The sequence below is a fragment of the Cellulomonas soli genome (assembly GCF_013409305.1).
Classification (GTDB): Bacteria; Actinomycetota; Actinomycetes; order Actinomycetales; family Cellulomonadaceae; genus Cellulomonas; species Cellulomonas soli.
Genome location: NZ_JACBZJ010000001.1, coordinates 1039728 through 1054795, shown reverse-complemented (window position 1 = coordinate 1054795; position 15068 = coordinate 1039728). Strand labels below are relative to the sequence as shown.

12 protein-coding genes are annotated in these 15068 nt (G+C 73.2%); 6 read left to right on the top strand and 6 right to left on the bottom strand.

Features of this window, described 5'->3' with window-relative positions:
- Positions 1–14: 14 nt before the first annotated feature.
- Positions 15–782 (bottom strand): carboxymuconolactone decarboxylase family protein, encoded by a 768-nt coding sequence (locus tag BKA22_RS04800; RefSeq protein ID WP_146954112.1) that lies wholly within the window; start codon positions 780–782, stop codon positions 15–17.
- A 124-nt stretch (positions 783–906) separates the two neighbouring features.
- On the opposite strand from BKA22_RS04800, the gene BKA22_RS04795 reads away from it, so the two are divergent.
- On the top strand, positions 907–1314 hold the full coding sequence (locus BKA22_RS04795) for a (R)-mandelonitrile lyase (protein ID WP_146954111.1): 408 nt from the start codon (positions 907–909) through the stop codon (positions 1312–1314).
- A 2-nt stretch (positions 1315–1316) separates the two neighbouring features.
- Positions 1317–2159: an SDR family oxidoreductase gene (locus tag BKA22_RS04790; RefSeq protein WP_146954110.1), complete on the top strand. Its 843-nt coding sequence runs from the start codon at positions 1317–1319 to the stop codon at positions 2157–2159.
- Between the two features lie 22 nt (positions 2160–2181).
- On the opposite strand, the gene BKA22_RS04785 is transcribed toward BKA22_RS04790, so the two are convergent.
- Both BKA22_RS04785 and BKA22_RS04780 read right to left on the bottom strand, forming a co-directional pair.
- Positions 2182–3276: a serine hydrolase domain-containing protein gene (locus tag BKA22_RS04785; protein WP_146954109.1), complete on the bottom strand. Its 1095-nt coding sequence runs from the start codon at positions 3274–3276 to the stop codon at positions 2182–2184.
- Between the two features lie 116 nt (positions 3277–3392).
- Positions 3393–5777: an ATP-binding cassette domain-containing protein gene (locus BKA22_RS04780; protein WP_146954108.1), complete on the bottom strand. Its 2385-nt coding sequence runs from the start codon at positions 5775–5777 to the stop codon at positions 3393–3395.
- A 129-nt stretch (positions 5778–5906) separates the two neighbouring features.
- Between BKA22_RS04780 and BKA22_RS04775 the strand changes: the two genes are divergently transcribed.
- Positions 5907–6347: a DoxX family protein gene (locus BKA22_RS04775; protein ID WP_146954107.1), complete on the top strand. Its 441-nt coding sequence runs from the start codon at positions 5907–5909 to the stop codon at positions 6345–6347.
- Here the strand turns inward: BKA22_RS04775 and BKA22_RS04770 are convergent.
- A complete protein-coding gene (locus BKA22_RS04770; protein WP_146954106.1) occupies positions 6341–7024 on the bottom strand; it encodes a DUF2510 domain-containing protein in 684 nt (227 codons plus the stop codon). The genes BKA22_RS04775 and BKA22_RS04770 overlap by 7 nt on opposite strands.
- A 305-nt stretch (positions 7025–7329) precedes the next feature.
- On the opposite strand from BKA22_RS04770, the gene BKA22_RS04765 reads away from it, so the two are divergent.
- Positions 7330–10026 carry a putative bifunctional diguanylate cyclase/phosphodiesterase gene (locus tag BKA22_RS04765; protein WP_146954105.1) on the top strand — a complete coding sequence of 899 codons (2697 nt, stop codon included), beginning with the start codon at positions 7330–7332 and terminating at the stop codon, positions 10024–10026.
- Here BKA22_RS04765 and BKA22_RS04760 read toward each other — a convergent pair.
- Positions 10002–11639, bottom strand: coding sequence for a methyl-accepting chemotaxis protein (locus BKA22_RS04760; protein WP_146954104.1), 1638 nt, complete (start codon positions 11637–11639; stop codon positions 10002–10004). The genes BKA22_RS04765 and BKA22_RS04760 overlap by 25 nt on opposite strands.
- 474 nt (positions 11640–12113) lie before the next feature.
- On the bottom strand, positions 12114–12965 hold the full coding sequence (locus tag BKA22_RS04755) for a hypothetical protein (RefSeq protein ID WP_146954103.1): 852 nt from the start codon (positions 12963–12965) through the stop codon (positions 12114–12116).
- Positions 12966–13137: 172 nt separating this feature from the next.
- On the opposite strand from BKA22_RS04755, the gene BKA22_RS04750 reads away from it, so the two are divergent.
- Together BKA22_RS04750 and BKA22_RS04745 are read left to right on the top strand one after the other, a co-directional pair.
- The gene (locus BKA22_RS04750; protein ID WP_223203688.1) at positions 13138–13719 is read left to right on the top strand and encodes a sigma-70 family RNA polymerase sigma factor; all 582 of its coding nucleotides are present in this window, start codon (positions 13138–13140) and stop codon (positions 13717–13719) included.
- Positions 13716–14981 (top strand): hypothetical protein, encoded by a 1266-nt coding sequence (locus tag BKA22_RS04745; protein ID WP_146954102.1) that lies wholly within the window; start codon positions 13716–13718, stop codon positions 14979–14981. Before BKA22_RS04750 ends, BKA22_RS04745 begins: the two co-directional genes overlap by 4 nt.
- Positions 14982–15068 lie beyond the last annotated feature (87 nt).

The following is a 15068-nucleotide window of genomic DNA, read 5'->3' as shown; positions in this document are numbered from 1 at the left end:
TGCGCCGCCCACGGCTATCCCCCGACGGCGGCCGGCGCGACCTCGTTGATCGCCTGCAGCCCGTTGAGGGTGCGCGGGTAGCCGATGAACGGCAGCAGGTGGGTGAGCACCGCGAGCAAGGTCGCGCGGTCGTTGCCGACGTGCAGGTTGGCGGCGACGTGCCCGCGGACCTGGGCGTCGGCCCCGCCGAGGGAGACGAGCATCGAGACGGTGAGCAGCTCGCGGGTGCGGATGTCGAGGCCGCCGCGGGCGACGTGGTCGCCGAAGCAGTGCGCCGAGAGCAGCTTCTGCAGGTGCAGCGTGTCCGGGGTCGCGGCGGCGTACATGGCGTCGATGCGCTCGGCGCCGATCACATCCGACTGCACCGCGCGACCGACCTCCAGGCGGGTCTCCGGCGTGGTGGTCGACTGCCCGGGCAACGGCAGCTCGACGCCGCGGGCGGTGAGCACCTCGTTGGTGGCGTGCAGGAAGTCGAAGACCTTGGCCATGCCCACGTACGGCACGGCCTGGTAGACGATCTCCTTCGCCTCGACCGGGGTCACGCCGACGGTCAGCGCCGCGCCGAGCATGACGCGGTACTCCGCGAGCGCCTGGCAGGCGATGAGCGCGGCCAGCTGGACCTTGAGGCGCAGCGTCGTCTCGAGCGGGGCGTAGGCGAGAACCTCGTCGAACGCGACGTTGTCGAAGACCTCGACGAGCTCGGGGTCGGTGACCGCGAGGGTCGAGACGTGCCCGGGGAACATCTCGTCGTGCGTGCGTCGTGCGGTGTCGCTGATGGCCATGCGGCGACGCTACGGGCGCGCGGCCGCCCCTGGGAGGACCTGCTGAGCGGGGTATTGGCAGGGCCTGTCCGCCCGCTGGGCGCGCGCGTACGTTCGAAGGACCGCACGCCTGGAGGAGAACGTCATGCCGATCCTGCCCACCGCCCCCGAGGTCCCGACCGTGAAGGGCCCGGACGCCTGGTTCACCGGTGACGTCTGGTTCGACGTCGTCGCGGCGCCGCCCGCCCCGTCGCGGCTGCGGGTCAACGCGGTGCACTTCTCGCCGGGCGCGCACACGTTCTGGCACCGGCACGCCCACGGCCAGACGCTGCACGTCACCGAGGGTGTGGCGCGCGTCGGCACCCGCGACGGCGCGGTCGTCGAGCTGCGGCCCGGGCAGACGCACTGGACCCCGCCGGGCGAGTGGCACTGGCACGGCGCCGCGCCGACCACGTTCATGACGCACCTGGCGATGTGGGAGGCCGGCGGCGACTCCGACCGGCCGGACACCGAGTGGGCCGACGAGGTCACCGACGAGCAGTACGGAGCATGACGATGGCGCAGAGGACCTGGCTGATCACCGGCGTGAGCAGCGGCTTCGGCCGGCACCTGACCGAGCAGCTGCTCGAGCGGGGTGACCGGGTGGTCGGCACGGTGCGCAGGCCCGAGGCGGTCGCCGACCTGGCCGCCCGGTTCCCGGAGATGTTCACCGTGGAGGTGCTCGACGTGACCGACCCGGCTGCCGTGCGCGCGGTCGTCGACCGGTCGTTCGCCACGCTGGGCCGCATCGATGTGGTCGTCTCGAATGCCGGGTACGGCATCTTCGGTGCCGCCGAGGAGTTGAGCGACGCCCAGGTGGAGCACGTGATCGCGACGAACCTGACGGGCTCGATCGCGCTGATCCGGTCCGCGCTGCCGCACCTGCGGGCGCAGGGCTCGGGGCGGGTCGTGCAGCTGTCGAGCTATGGCGGGCAGGTCGCGTTCCCCGGCAACTCGCTGTATCACGCGACCAAGTGGGGCATCGAGGGCTTCGCCGAGTCGGTGGCGGCCGAGGTCGCCCCGTTCGGCATCGGCGTGACGATCGTCGAGCCGGGCGGTGCGCGCACCGAGTTCCGGTACGCCAGCGCGCAGGTCGCCGAGGCGATCCCCGCGTACGCGGGTACGCCGGCGCGCTCGTTCGAGCGGATGCTCGACCCGGCCAACGGGCTCGCCCCGGGCGACCCGGCACGGATGGCGGCCGCCATCATCGACAGCGTCGACGTCGAGCCGGCCCCGCTGCGGCTCGTGCTCGGATCGCAGGCGCAGGCCGGCCTGGTGGCGACCCTGCGGGCCCGGCTGGCCGACTACGAGCAGCAGGCGGACAGCGCCGCGCGGACGGACATCCCCACGCAGGGATGACGACGCTCAGACCGGGAGGTGCTCAGGCCGGGAGGACCGCGGCGTCCAGCAGACGGATCGGTCCCCAGGCGCCGCCCTCGCTGTTGGAGACGACCGCGAGGGTGACGTCCTGCGCCGGGTAGTGCCGCACGATCGCGCTCGCCCCGACGTTGATCCCGTCCTTGGACAGCGAGCGGACGGTGCCCTGCGGGGTCGTCTCGATCTCGAGACCGAACGCGAAGTGCACGGCCGCGGGGCCGCCCGGGCGCGGGTCGTCGACGGTGTGGTGCAGCGCGTGGGGCGCGAGGAAGGCCGCCGTGGACGCCTCGGACAGCAGCTCGCCCGCCCGGACCGCGTCGAGGAACCGCACGAGGTCCGCCGCGGTGGAGTGCGCGCCGCCGTCGGGGGAGCCGATCGGCGGGTAGGAGAAGATGTTCTGGCGCCAGCCGACGACCGGACCGTCCTCGTCGTCGCGCACCGGCTCCCAGCCCTCGGCGACGTCCGGCACGGCCTCGCGCATGTCGAAGAACCCCGAGTCGTGCATGCGTGCGCGGCCCAGGACGTCGCGGACGACGACGTCGCGGTAGCGCTCGCCGCTGACCCGCTCCACGGCCAGGCCGGCCAGCACGTAGCCGACGTTGCAGTAGCGGCAGCCGGCGCCCGGGGCGAACACGGGCGTCTTGTGCACGAACTGGGGCAGGAAGTCGGCGGTCTCGGTCACCGAGTACGTCGGCCGGTCCACCCAGAGCGCCTCGTAGGACTCCCCGGCCTCCTCGTCGGCGTCGTCCGCGATCCCGGACGTGTGGCTGAGCAGGTGGCGCAGCGTGACGTCGGGCGAGACGGTCGTGCCGGTCAGGTCGACGTAGCGGTGGATCGAGGCGTCCAGGTCGAGCGTGCCCGCGTCGACCTGCTGCAGCACGGCGACCGAGGTGAACAGCTTCGTCACCGAGGCGATGTCGAAGCGGGTGCGGGTGGTGACCGGCGCCGACCACCGTCGGCTCGCGACGCCGTGGGCCGACGTCAGCAGCACCTGGTCGCCGCGCTGCACGTGCAGCACCCCGGAGAAGGCGTCGTCGGCCGCGAGGCGGTCGGCCTCGTCGCGGACGGCGAGCAGGCGGTCGGTCAGGTCGGCGGGCATGGGACGGCCTCTGGTCGGCGGGGTGGGTCGCGCCGAGGGTAGGGGCGTCCGTCCTGGTCGGGCGAGCGGATTCCCGGCGGGCGCGGGCGCGGGCTCGGGCAGCCGGGCGCCGCCGGTCAGGCGCCCACGTAGGTCGCCAGGTGCCGGCCCGTGAGGGTCGAGCGGTCGGCGACGAGCTGGGCGGGCGTGCCCTCGAACACGACCGTGCCGCCGTCGTGCCCGGCGCCGGGGCCCAGGTCGACGATCCAGTCGGCGTGCGCCATCACCGCCTGGTGGTGCTCGACGACGATCACCGACTTGCCGGAGTCGACGAGCCGGTCGAGCAGGCCCAACAGCTGCGCGACGTCGGCGAGGTGCAGCCCGGCGGTCGGCTCGTCGAGCACGTAGACGCCGCCCTTCTCGCCGAGGTGCGTGGCGAGCTTGAGCCGCTGCCGCTCGCCACCGGACAGGGTGGTCAGCGGCTGGCCGAGGCTGAGGTAGCCGAGACCGACGTCGGCGAGCCGGTCGAGCACGGCGTGCGCGGCCGGGGTGCGCGCCTCGCCCGTGCCGAAGAACTGCTCGGCGTCGGTCACGGACATCGCGAGCACCTCGCTGATGTCCCGGCCGCCGAACCGGTACTCGAGCACGGAGGCGTCGAACCGCCTGCCCTCGCACTCCTCGCACACGGTGGCGACCCCGGCCATCATGCCCAGGTCGGTGTAGATCACGCCGGCGCCGTTGCACGCGGGGCAGGCACCCTCGGAGTTCGGGCTGAACAGGGCCGGCTTGACGCCGTTGGCCTTGGCGAACGCCTTGCGGATGGGCTCGAGCAGCCCGGTGTACGTGGCGGGGTTGCTGCGCCGTGAGCCGCGGATCGCGCCCTGGTCGATCGAGACGACCCCGGCGCCTGCGGGGATCGAGCCGTGCACGAGCGAGCTCTTGCCGGAGCCGGCGACGCCGGTGACGACGACGAGCACGCCGAGCGGGATGTCGACGTCGACGTCGCGCAGGTTGTGCGCGTGCGCCCCGCGGATCTCCAGCCGGCCGGTGGGCGTCCGGACCGCAGCCTTGAGGGTCGCGCGGTCGTCCAGGTGGCGGCCGGTCACGGTGTCGGAGGCGCGCAGCCCGTCGACGGTCCCCTCGAAGCAGATGGTGCCGCCGGCCGTCCCGGCGCCGGGTCCGAGGTCGACCACGTGGTCGGCGATCGCGATGGCCTCGGGCTTGTGCTCGACGACGAGCACGGTGTTGCCCTTGTCGCGCAGCTGCAGCAGCAGCTCGTTCATCCGGGCGATGTCGTGCGGGTGCAGGCCGATGGTCGGCTCGTCGAAGACGTAGGTGACGTCGGTGAGCGACGAGCCGAGGTTCCGGATCATCTTGGTGCGCTGGGCCTCGCCGCCGGACAGCGTGCCCGAGGAGCGGTCGAGCGAGAGGTAGCCGAGGCCGATCTGCACGAACGAGTCGAGAGTCTCGCGCAGCGACGCGAGCAGAGGTGCCACCCCGGGTTCGTCGAGGCCGCGCACCCAGGTGGCCAGGTCGCTGATCTGCATCGCGCACGCGTCGGCGATGCTGACCCCGCCGATGCGGGAGGACCTGGCGCCCTCGTTGAGCCGGGTGCCCTCGCAGTCGGGGCAGGTGGTGAAGACGACCGTGCGCTCCACGAACGCCCGCACGTGCGGCTGCAGCGCGTCGACGTCCTTGGACAGGAACGACTTCTGGATCTTCGGGATCAGACCCTCGTAGGTGAGGTTGATCCCGTCGACCTTGATCTTGGTCGGCTCCTTGTGCAGCAGGTCGTGCAGCTCGGGCTTCGTGAACTCGCGGATGGGCTTGTCAGGGTCGAAGAAGCCGCAGCCGCTGAAGATCCGGCCGTACCAGCCGTCCACGCTGTAGCCGGGGATGGTCAGGGCGCCCTCGTTGAGCGACTTGGACTCGTCGTAGAGCTGGGTGAGGTCGAAGTCGGTGACGGAGCCGCGCCCCTCGCAGCGCGGGCACATGCCGCCGGTCACGGTGAAGCTGCGCCGTTCCTTGACGGTGCTGCCGCCGCGCTGCATGGTCACCGCGCCTGCCCCCGAGACGGACGCGACGTTGAACGAGAAGGCCTGCGGCGAACCGAGGTACGGCTGCCCGAGCCGGCTGAACAGGATGCGCAGCAGGGCGTTGGCGTCGGTGGCGGTGCCCACGGTGGAGCGCACGTTGGCGCCCATCCGCTCCTGGTCGACGATGATCGCCGTGGTCAGGCCGTCGAGCACGTCGACGTCGGGGCGGGCGAGCGTGGGCATGAAGCCCTGCACGAACGCGCTGTAGGTCTCGTTGATCATCCGCTGCGACTCGGCGGCGATCGTGCCGAAGACGAGCGAGCTCTTGCCCGAGCCGGACACGCCCGTGAACACGGTCAGCCGGCGCTTGGGCAGCACGACGTCGACGTCCTTGAGGTTGTTCACGCGCGCGCCGTGCACGCGGATGAGACCGTGGCTGTCGGCGACGTGCGGGCCGGGCGGCGGGGTGCTCGCGGTCGTGCTCATCGTGTCTCCCTGCGTCGGGCGGCTCGTGTCCCCCCGACCCTGCCACCTTGGTCCCGGGTCGCGCGCTCCGACGATACGTAGACTAACTAGTACGTCCACTGATCGCGCTCGTCCTCTGAGAGGCCACCGATGCCCGCGCCCGCCCTGCCCCGACGACCGCTGCGGGCCACCTTCCAGGTGCTCCTCGGTCTGACCCTGCTCTTCGCCGGCACCTCGCACCTGACCACCGCGCGGCAGGAGTTCCGCGCCCAGGTGCCGACCTGGGTGCCGCTCGACCCGGACGTCGTCGTCGTGGCCTCGGGCATCGTCGAGCTGACGCTCGGTCTCGCGCTCGTCCTCGCCTGGCGGTACCCGTGGCGCGCGCTCGTCGGCGGCGTGGTCGCCCTGTTCTTCGTCGCGATCTTCCCCGGCAACATCTCCCAGCTCGTGACCCACACCGACGCGTTCGGGCTCGACACCGACACGGCCCGCGTCGTCCGGCTCTTCTTCCAGCCCGTCCTGGTCCTGTGGGCGCTGTGGTCCACCGGTGCCTGGCGCGCGGGCCGGGCCTGGTGGCGCGGGCGTCACTGAGTCGCGCGCTCGACCATGTCGGTGATCTGCACGGCCGCCACGACCGGGACCGAGAGGAACACGGCGAGCGCGGCGACCAGCCCCACGCCCACGAGGACCCAGCCGCCCGCCGGGAGCGGGGGCGCGCCACGGAACACCGCACGCCGGTAGTCGCGCAGCGCACGAGCGGCCAGCAGCGTCGCGCCGACGGCCGCGCCGTACCAGACCATGTCCGTGCCGCCGCGCCACAGCCCGACCGCCCCGGCGAGGAGCAGCACGGTCAGGGCGCCCGTGTAGATCTGGCCGGCCGTCCGGCGGACCCGGCGCGCCTCGTCGAGGCGGTTCCGCTGGAAATCGGGGTTCTCGGTGATCCGGTCGGTGCCGAGGGCCTGACCGAGCTTGCTCGGCACGGTGCTTCCGAAGCCCGAGCCGAAGCCCGAGCCGGTCGTCGCACCGAAGCCCGAGCCGGTGGCCGCGCCGAACCCGGCCTCGGTGCCCCACCCTGTCCCTGTCCCTGTGCCGGCCCAGGGGGTGGCGGCGGCTGTGGCCGTCGGTGGTGGCGCGGGCACCGGCGCGGGCCGGTGCTCCGGGTCGGGCGTCGTGTGCTCGGTCCAGGCGGAGCCGTCGAACCACCGCAGCACGCCGACGGTCGCACCGTCTGCGTACCAGCCTGCCGGAGGGAACCCGTTGTCGGTCACGTCCTCGATGCTGGCAGCGCCTCACCCGCTCCGGGTGGACTTCGGTCGCGACTCACCCGATCGGCACGGGTTCCGTACCGCTCGGTACGGATGGCGGGCGCCGAGCAGGTCAGTAGCCTGACCGGGAGGCCGAGCGGTCCGAAAGGGCCGGACGGGGCGGGACAGGTTCGGACAGGTGTGGTCGGGCTCGCGCGGCGTCCACCGGGTGAGAAAGTCGTCCCAGGGCTTGAGCCCTGGCGCAGGACGGTCGATGTCACAGGTGGGTATGTCGCCGGTCAGAGCCCTCGGGGGGATCAGTGGTCACGGTGCACGGTCGGGAGCGTGGTCCGGCGCTGCCGTCGGCGACCCCGCCCTACGCCCCGATCGAGCTGTCGCCCGCCGAGGTCGACGAGGTGCTCGCCCGACCGCTCGAGGCGCTCGAACGGCAGGCGCCGTTGCTCCTCGTCACCGTCGACACCGACCTGCGGGTGCGCGCGGCCGCAGGCCGCTTCGCCGAGCTCGCCGACCTGACCACGACGGGTCGACGGCTCGACGGCGCCCGCTTCCCGCTGCCTTCGCTCGTGGCTGCGGTCACCGAGGCGATGGACGGTGGGACCGTGCAGCGGCTCGACGTGCCGTTCGGCCAGAGCGTGCTCGACGTGATCGTCCGGTCGGTCGTGGTCGGCTCCACACCGGTCGGTGCGGTGCTCTTCGGCCAGGACGTCACGAACGTGCGCACCGCCGAACGACGAGCCGCGACCCTGACCCGCATCTCGGCCGTGCACAGCGGTGCCCACGACAGCCCGGCAGCCGTCATGCAGCTGGTCGCGGACGCCGTCGCGGAGCACACCGGTTCGGGCGTCGTCGTGCGCACCACCCGGGACTCGCGCCTGGAGAAGCGCGCGATCGCGCACCAGGACCCGGCCGCGCTCGCCGACCTCGAACGCGCCGTCGGCGCCGCGGGCGCGGTGCCGCTGGCCCGCATGAACTCCCAGCTGAGCCAGGCGACCGCCCTGGTCACGGTGACCTGGGAGGAGTGGGCGCGCACCCTGTGGCTCCCGCGTGAGGCGCGCGAACCGCTCGAGAAGCGGGACACCCGCGCCGTGATGTCGTGGGCGATGCGGGCAGGCGGCCAGGTGCTGGGGCTGATGATCGTCACGGTCATGGGCAGCAGCCGAAGCGACCTGGAGTCCGAGAGCGAGATCTCCTTCCTGACCGACATCGCCGCGCGAGCAGGCCTGCAGCTCGAGACCGCCCTCCTGCGCGAACGGGCGTCGACGGTCTCCCAGGAGCTCGCCGACAGCGAGGCGCGCTTCCGCTCCGCGTTCGACGCGGCACCGGTCGGCATGGTCCTGACCTCGGCGTCACCGGACCGTCCCGGTGTGGTCACCCGGGTCAACGACGCGTACACGACGATCATCGGCAGGCCGGCCGGAGAGGTCGTGGGCCGTCCCGTCGACGAGCTCGTGCACCCGCTCGACGTCGACGAGGTGCGCCGGCTGGTCCGTCAGGTGGCGGACGGCGTCCGCAACGGGTTCACCGTCGAGCACCGCGTGCGACGCCCGGACGGCTCCCTGCGCTGGGTGCGGGTCTCGGCGAAGACCGCCGCCGACGGCAGCGGCGGCCACGGGCAGATCATCGGCCACGTCGAGGACGTCACCGACCACCGGGCGACGCAGGACGAGCTCGCGCGCCGCGCGCTCTACGACGGCCTCACGGGGCTGCCCAACCGGAACCTCACGCTCGACCACCTGCGCCTCGCGCTCGCGGGCCTGCGTCGACGGCCCGGGCGGGTGGCGGTGCTCTTCGGTGACCTCGACCGGTTCAAGGCGATCAACGACACCTACGGGCACGAGGTCGGGGACCGCGTGCTCGTCGAGGTGGCCTCGCGGCTGCGCGCCACGGTCCGCAGCCAGGACACCCCCGGGCGGCTGGGCGGGGACGAGTTCCTCGTCGTCTGCCAGGACGCCGGGTCGGACGACGACGTGCGGCACCTCGTCGAGCGTGTGCTCGAGGTGCTCGACGAGCCCGTGATGGTCCGGACCGCCGGTGTGCGTGCCGAGCTGCACGTGGGTGCGTCCATCGGGGTTTCCGTCACCGCGGACCCGCTCGCGCAGCCCGACCGCGTCCTCTACGAGGCGGACACCGCGATGTACGAGGCGAAGCGGCTGGGCCGAGGCCGGTACCACCTGTTCCAGGAGAACCTCGGGCATGCGGCCGAGCGGCGGATGCGCATCGAGCAGGAGCTGCGCGTCGCCCTCGACGAGCGGCGCTGGGTGCTGCACTACCAGCCGATCGTCGACCTCGCCTCGGGTCGCGTGCACGGGTTCGAGGCGCTGCTGCGCATGCGCGACCCGCAGGGCGGCCTGGTGCTCCCGGGCGAGTTCATCGACGTGGCCGAGGAGTCGGCGCTCATCCACCCGATCGGCGACTGGGTGATGGCCGAGGCGTGCCGTCAGCTGGCTCAGTGGCAGCGGCTCGACCTGCCCGGGCCGCCGCTCGTGATGGCCGTCAACGTGACGGGCCGTCAGGCGGCGGAGGCGGCCGCGTCGGGCTCGGTGCTGCACACGGCCTCGGACGCGGGCATCCTGCCCGGCACCCTGTGCCTCGAGGTCACCGAGCGCACGCTGCTCGACGCCGCCGACTCCGTCGTCCGTGACCTCGAGCAGCTGACCGAGGCCGGGGTGCAGCTCGCGATCGACGACTTCGGCACCGGGTACTCCTCGCTGTCCTACCTGCAGCAGTTCCCCGTGCACACCGTGAAGATCGACCGCTCGTTCGTCTCCGGGCTCGGCGTCAACGGCCGCGATGAGGCGATCGTCGCGGCCGTCGCCGCCCTCGGCTCGACCCTGGGCCTGCAGGTCGTGGCCGAGGGCGTCGAGACGCAGGACCAGGTCGAGCACCTGCGACGGCTGGGCTGCTCGGTCGGGCAGGGGTACCACCTGGGACGCCCCTGCCCGGCCGACGAGATGACCGCCCTGCTGCTGGGCGGGCTCGATCAGAAGGTGAAGACGGCCACCTGACCGCGCAGGTGGGTGGACAGCTGCGCGACGTCGGAGACCGCCGTGCCCAGCTGGCCGAGCACCGCCGAGCTGGTGTCCGCGGCCTGTGCGACACCGGTGATGTTGACGGCGATCTCGCCCGAGCCCGTCGCGGCCTCGGCGACCCCACGGCTCATCTCGTCCGTCGTCGCGGTCTGCTCCTCGACCGCCGAGGCGATCGTCAGCTGGTAGTCGTTGATGGCCGCGATGATCTCGCTGATCTCCCCGATGGCGGCCACGGCCCCGGCGGTGTCCTGCTGGATCGTCTCGACCCGGCGGGCGATGTCCTCGGTGGCCTTCGCGGTCTCCTGCGCGAGCTCCTTGACCTCACCGGCGACGACGGCGAACCCCTTGCCGGCCTCACCGGCGCGTGCAGCCTCGATCGTCGCGTTCAGCGCCAGCAGGTTCGTCTGCTCCGCGATGGACGTGATGACCTTGACCACGTTGCCGATCTCCTGCGACGACGCACCCAGCTTGCCGACCTGCTCGTTCGTCGCCTCGGCCACCGACGTCGCCTGCCGGGCGACCTTGGCCGCCTCCGTGGCGTTGCGGGCGATCTCCTGGATGGACACGCCCATCTCCTCCGCACCGGCGGCCACGGCCTGCACGTTGCGGCTGACCTGCTCCGCGGCCGCGGCGACCACACCGGCCTGCGTGCTCGTCTCGTGCGCACCCGCGGCGACCTGCGCGTTCGCGGCCGACATGTCGCCCGCCGCGGAGGCCAGGGTCTGCGCCGTACCCACGACGTCGGCCATCGTGGCGCGCAGCGACTCCTGCGCGAGCGTGAGGTCGCGCGCCATCAGGCCGATCTCGTCCATGCCGCGCACGGCCGCCGGCACGGTCAGGTCGCCGTGCGCCATCGCGGCGAGCGAACGACGCACGCTCTCGACGCTGCGCCGCATGGCACCGGCCATCACGAACGCGAGCGTCAGGACCACGACGAGCGCGACGGTCAGCGACACCGCCAGCAGCACCGTCGACCGGGTGGACTGCGCCTGTGCCTGCGCGGCGAGGTCACCCGAGGCCGCGATGAGGTCCTGGTCGAGCGTGTCGAGGTCCCCGGCGAACACCGTGGTCAGCGGGATGCTCACGTCCATGAGCAGGTGCTCGTACTCACCCGTCTCCTGGTTGGCCAGCGCCGCCGGCGTCAGCTGGTCGTCCCGCACCTGGACCCACTCGCCCCAGTGCTCGACGAACGCCTGGAAGCTCGGCAGGTCCGCCCACTGCGTCGCGGCGAACGCGTCGATCTTCTCCTGGATGCCGGCGTCGTTGTCGACCTGACGCTGCAACCAGTCGGCCTTCTCCTCCTCGGAGTGCACGGCTGCGAGGTTCGCGAGCGTCATGCGCGCGCCCTGCTGCTTGATGTGGATCTGGCTGCGCAGGTACACCGGGCCGCTCTGCAGCGCCGCCAGCTCGGCGGTCGTCGCGGCGAGCGAGCGCAGCGACGTGACGGCGAGCACGCCCGTGCCGATCGCGACGAGCCCGAGCAGGGTGACGACGGACAGGATCTTGGTCCGGATCGACCAGTCACCCACCCGGCGGGAGCGTGCGCGGGAGGCGTCCGCGGTGGTCGGTCCGGCGTAGGTCGTGCTCATGTGTCCAGCTCCTGGGTCGCTCGTGGCCGCGGCATCCTGCCGTGCGGCCGTCGGGGCGGCGGACCCGAGCCGGTGTCGAGCGGTCCGGGTGCACTGTCCCGGGGCTGCCGATCGGTGCGACCCGCAGCCGTGTGAGCGTTCTCATGGGATGTCTTGGCCCTGCCGGGGGCCCGCGGCGGCGGTTCACCCGCACGCCGTGGGACGTAGGTCCGGACGGGGTCGGTCGCTTCAGCCCGCCTCTAGCCGGATGCGCGCGCCCAGCTCGTAGACGATCCGGCGCGCCACGGCGGTGAAGAACTCCGTCGTCTCCCGGTCGTCCAACATGTTGTCGTGCCGATCTGGCAACAGAATGCCGAACTGGCAAGATCTTGCCAGGCGCGCGCTGTCACGCTGACGACGGGGTGTCCGGAGGCGTCTGCCTCACCGCGGCCCACCACTGGAAGAGGTCGATCCGAGTGGTCGTCCGACCCTCGCCTACAGCCCGGCCTCGGCCATCCGCAGCACCTGCAGCGGCTCGGTGTCCAGGACGTCGCCGAGCAGGGCGCCCACGACGAGCGCGTGCGCGGCGTGCAGCGCGGAGCGCAACTCGACGGGCCCCGCGCCCGGGTTCGCTGCGAGGACCTGCCCGGTCGCGGCGAGCACGGCGACCATCTGGGCGTGCAGCCGGTCCTGGTGGAAGGCCGCCCAGGCGGCCGCGTGCATGGCGTTCTGCCAGGTGCCGAACGGCCAGCGCAGGGCGGCGAGCGAGGCGAGGTCCGTGCTCGGGCAGGCCAGGGCGGCCAGGGCGTCGGCGACGGCGTCGGCCCGCTCGCCGTACACGTCGGCGGCGGGTGCCGGCTCGGCCTCGTCGAGCGCGATCATCGCGCGCCACGGGTCGGTCAGGGACCGGAAGTGCTCGATCGGCAGCTCGGGCCGCGACCACCAGGCGGCGGCTGCGGCGGCTGCGGCTGCCGCGGGGGCGGCGTGCGCGCCCAGCCCGGGCAGGGTCACCTCGGGTGCGTCGGGCCACGGCCCGGTCTCGGCGAGCACGAGCCGGGCGACGTCCCGCGCGCTGCCGAGGCGGGTGCGGGCGAGCGAGGGGGCGTCGGGCAGGTGCCGCCCGCCGACGACGGTCGCGAGCGCCCGTGCCGTGGAGGGGGCGGTCATGTCGACGAACTCGACCATGCCCCAGGCGATCGCGGTGGCGGCCTGGTCGTGCGGTGCGGGGGCGCAGGCGTCGGGCGTGAGGCTGAACGCCCTGGTCAGGCAGGCGACGAGCGCCCGGGCCTGCGAGTGGCAGGCCGCGTCGGCCGCCAGGACCGAGGGGGACGAGAGGGTGTAGACCACGATGACCTCCGGCCGCTCGGTGATGTCCGTTCCAACCTACCTGCGGTGGTTTGCCCGGTAACGCCGCCGTTCGGGTGGTTCGTACCGGCCGAGCGGGTGAGATCGCCGAGACCCGGGCGTCCGGCGGTACAACGTTCCGGCCGGGCGGTCCGTCCTAGGGGTGAGGCTGCGCGTGAGCGCCACGGCAGCGGACGAAGGGGTGCACATGGACGGGGCCCGACGACGGTCCGACGACCTCATGGCGGAGGTCGTCCGCGAGCGGGGGAGCGCGCTGGGGGCGTACGCGTACCTGTTGACCGGCAACACCCGGGACGCGGAGGACCTGCTGCAGGACGCGCTCGTCAAGACGTTCGTCCGGGCGCGCAGCCTCGACCTGACGTCCGCGGAGGGCTACCTGCGCCGCGTGATGGTCACGACGTGGATCGACGGCGTGCGCCGGCGGAACCAGTGGCAGCGCGTGCGGCACCTGCTCACCCGGGACGAGCGCGACGAGGGGCACGCCGAGCAGGTCGCCGCCCGGCAGGACGTGCAGGCCGCGCTCGACGGGCTGTCCCGACGCCAGCGTGCCTGCGTCGTCCTGCGCTTCTGGGACGACCTGACCGTGCACGAGATCGCGGACCGGCTCGGGCTGGCTGACGGCACGGTCAAGCGGTACCTGAGCACAGGGGTGGCCCGGCTGTCCGAGGTGCTGGGGCCGATCGCGCTCGCGCGGCCCGACGACGTCTCGTTCGTTCTCGACGGAGGTGCGCGATGAGCGCGGAGCTGCACGACGCCTTGACGCAGATCGCCGCAGCGGCGGGCCGGGAGGTGCCGACCGTGGACCTCGCGAGGGTGCGGCTCCGGCTGCGTCGTCGACGTGTCGGTCGTGCGGCCGCGGGCAGCTCGGCGGCGCTGGCAGCTGTCGCCGCCATCGTGGTCGCCGCGACGACCCTGGGCGGCGCGCGGGTGCCGGCGCCCGTGGCGCCGGTCGGGACCCCGAGCACCTCGGCGGCGCCGACCGCATCGGCGACGCCGACACCTGCTCCTCAGCCGACGACGGCACTGCCGGGCTGGGTGCCGGGGGCCGCGCCCTGCGGTCAGACCCCTGCCTTCGTCGAGACCGACGACGCCGGCCTGGAGATCCAGGGTGGTCTCGTGCCCGGCACGCTCGACCCGGTGACGGCGGGCTTCCTCGCGGACCCGACGGGCACGGTCGTCCTCGACGGGGTCGAGGTGACCAGCCAGGTGCCGGGACGGGGGGCGACCGGCAGCGGGAGCTCGCTCGTGCAGCTGGTCGACGCGAGCGGTGCCGTCGCCTTCTGGAACGACCCCGATCGCGTGCTGCCGCAGATCGAGGCCACCGACGGCAGCGGCATGACGTCCCTCTCGTGGCTCTACGACGCGGTCGACTGCCGGACCGGGCGCGCACTGTCCGGGACCTATCGGGCGTTCGCGATCGACGGCGGGGAGACCGTCGAGCTCGCGCCGGTGACCTTCGGTGACGGGCCCCTGCCGGCGGGCGGCGTGGTGTTCAACGCCCCCGGGAGCCTGGAGGACCCGACCTGCGGGCAGCCGCTGTCCGACGCGGTCCGTGGGGTCATCGCCTCGGCCGACCTGGTGGTCACGACCGACGGGCTGCCGTTCGAGACGCCGGGCGTGGCCGGGCTGCACGCTGCCGTGACCGTCGCGCCGAGGGACCCCGGCGGTGGGGGCGGGCTGATCGGACGGCTGCCGCAGGGGCTCGCGACGGTCCTCGTCGACCAGGACGGCCTCGTGGTGACCACGCGGCTCGACCCGATGGAGCGCGGTGCGGACAGCGCCCGCACGGTCGACCTGACCGACCCCGAGAGCACGGAGGCCGAGATCTTCGACTGGTTCATCCCGTGCGCGTCGGACCACGCGGCGCTGACACCGGGCACGTACGGGCTGTACGTGTACGACGCGGTCGACGCGACGGACGTCCAGGGCGCCGAGGCGACGTGGGTGGTCGCCGGTGGTCCGTTCCCGATCACGCTGGGCGACGAGCGCTGGGGCTGAGTGCCGCCCAGGGGTCGAGTTCGACCCCTGGCGTGCCGAGAGGAGTGTGGGCCCGCACGCACGCGGTGCCCGTGGTCCTCTCGGCGC

Coding starts and splice junctions, on each gene's coding strand:
- BKA22_RS04745 (WP_146954102.1), top strand. CDS start 13,716: ATGAGCGCGGAGCTGCACGACGCCTTGACGCAGATCGCCGCAGCGGCG.
- BKA22_RS04790 (WP_146954110.1), top strand. CDS start 1,317: ATGGCGCAGAGGACCTGGCTGATCACCGGCGTGAGCAGCGGCTTCGGC.
- BKA22_RS04780 (WP_146954108.1), bottom strand. CDS start 5,777: ATGAGCACGACCGCGAGCACCCCGCCGCCCGGCCCGCACGTCGCCGAC.
- BKA22_RS04785 (WP_146954109.1), bottom strand. CDS start 3,276: ATGCCCGCCGACCTGACCGACCGCCTGCTCGCCGTCCGCGACGAGGCC.
- BKA22_RS04800 (WP_146954112.1), bottom strand. CDS start 782: ATGGCCATCAGCGACACCGCACGACGCACGCACGACGAGATGTTCCCC.
- BKA22_RS04760 (WP_146954104.1), bottom strand. CDS start 11,639: ATGAGCACGACCTACGCCGGACCGACCACCGCGGACGCCTCCCGCGCA.
- BKA22_RS04795 (WP_146954111.1), top strand. CDS start 907: ATGCCGATCCTGCCCACCGCCCCCGAGGTCCCGACCGTGAAGGGCCCG.
- BKA22_RS04775 (WP_146954107.1), top strand. CDS start 5,907: ATGCCCGCGCCCGCCCTGCCCCGACGACCGCTGCGGGCCACCTTCCAG.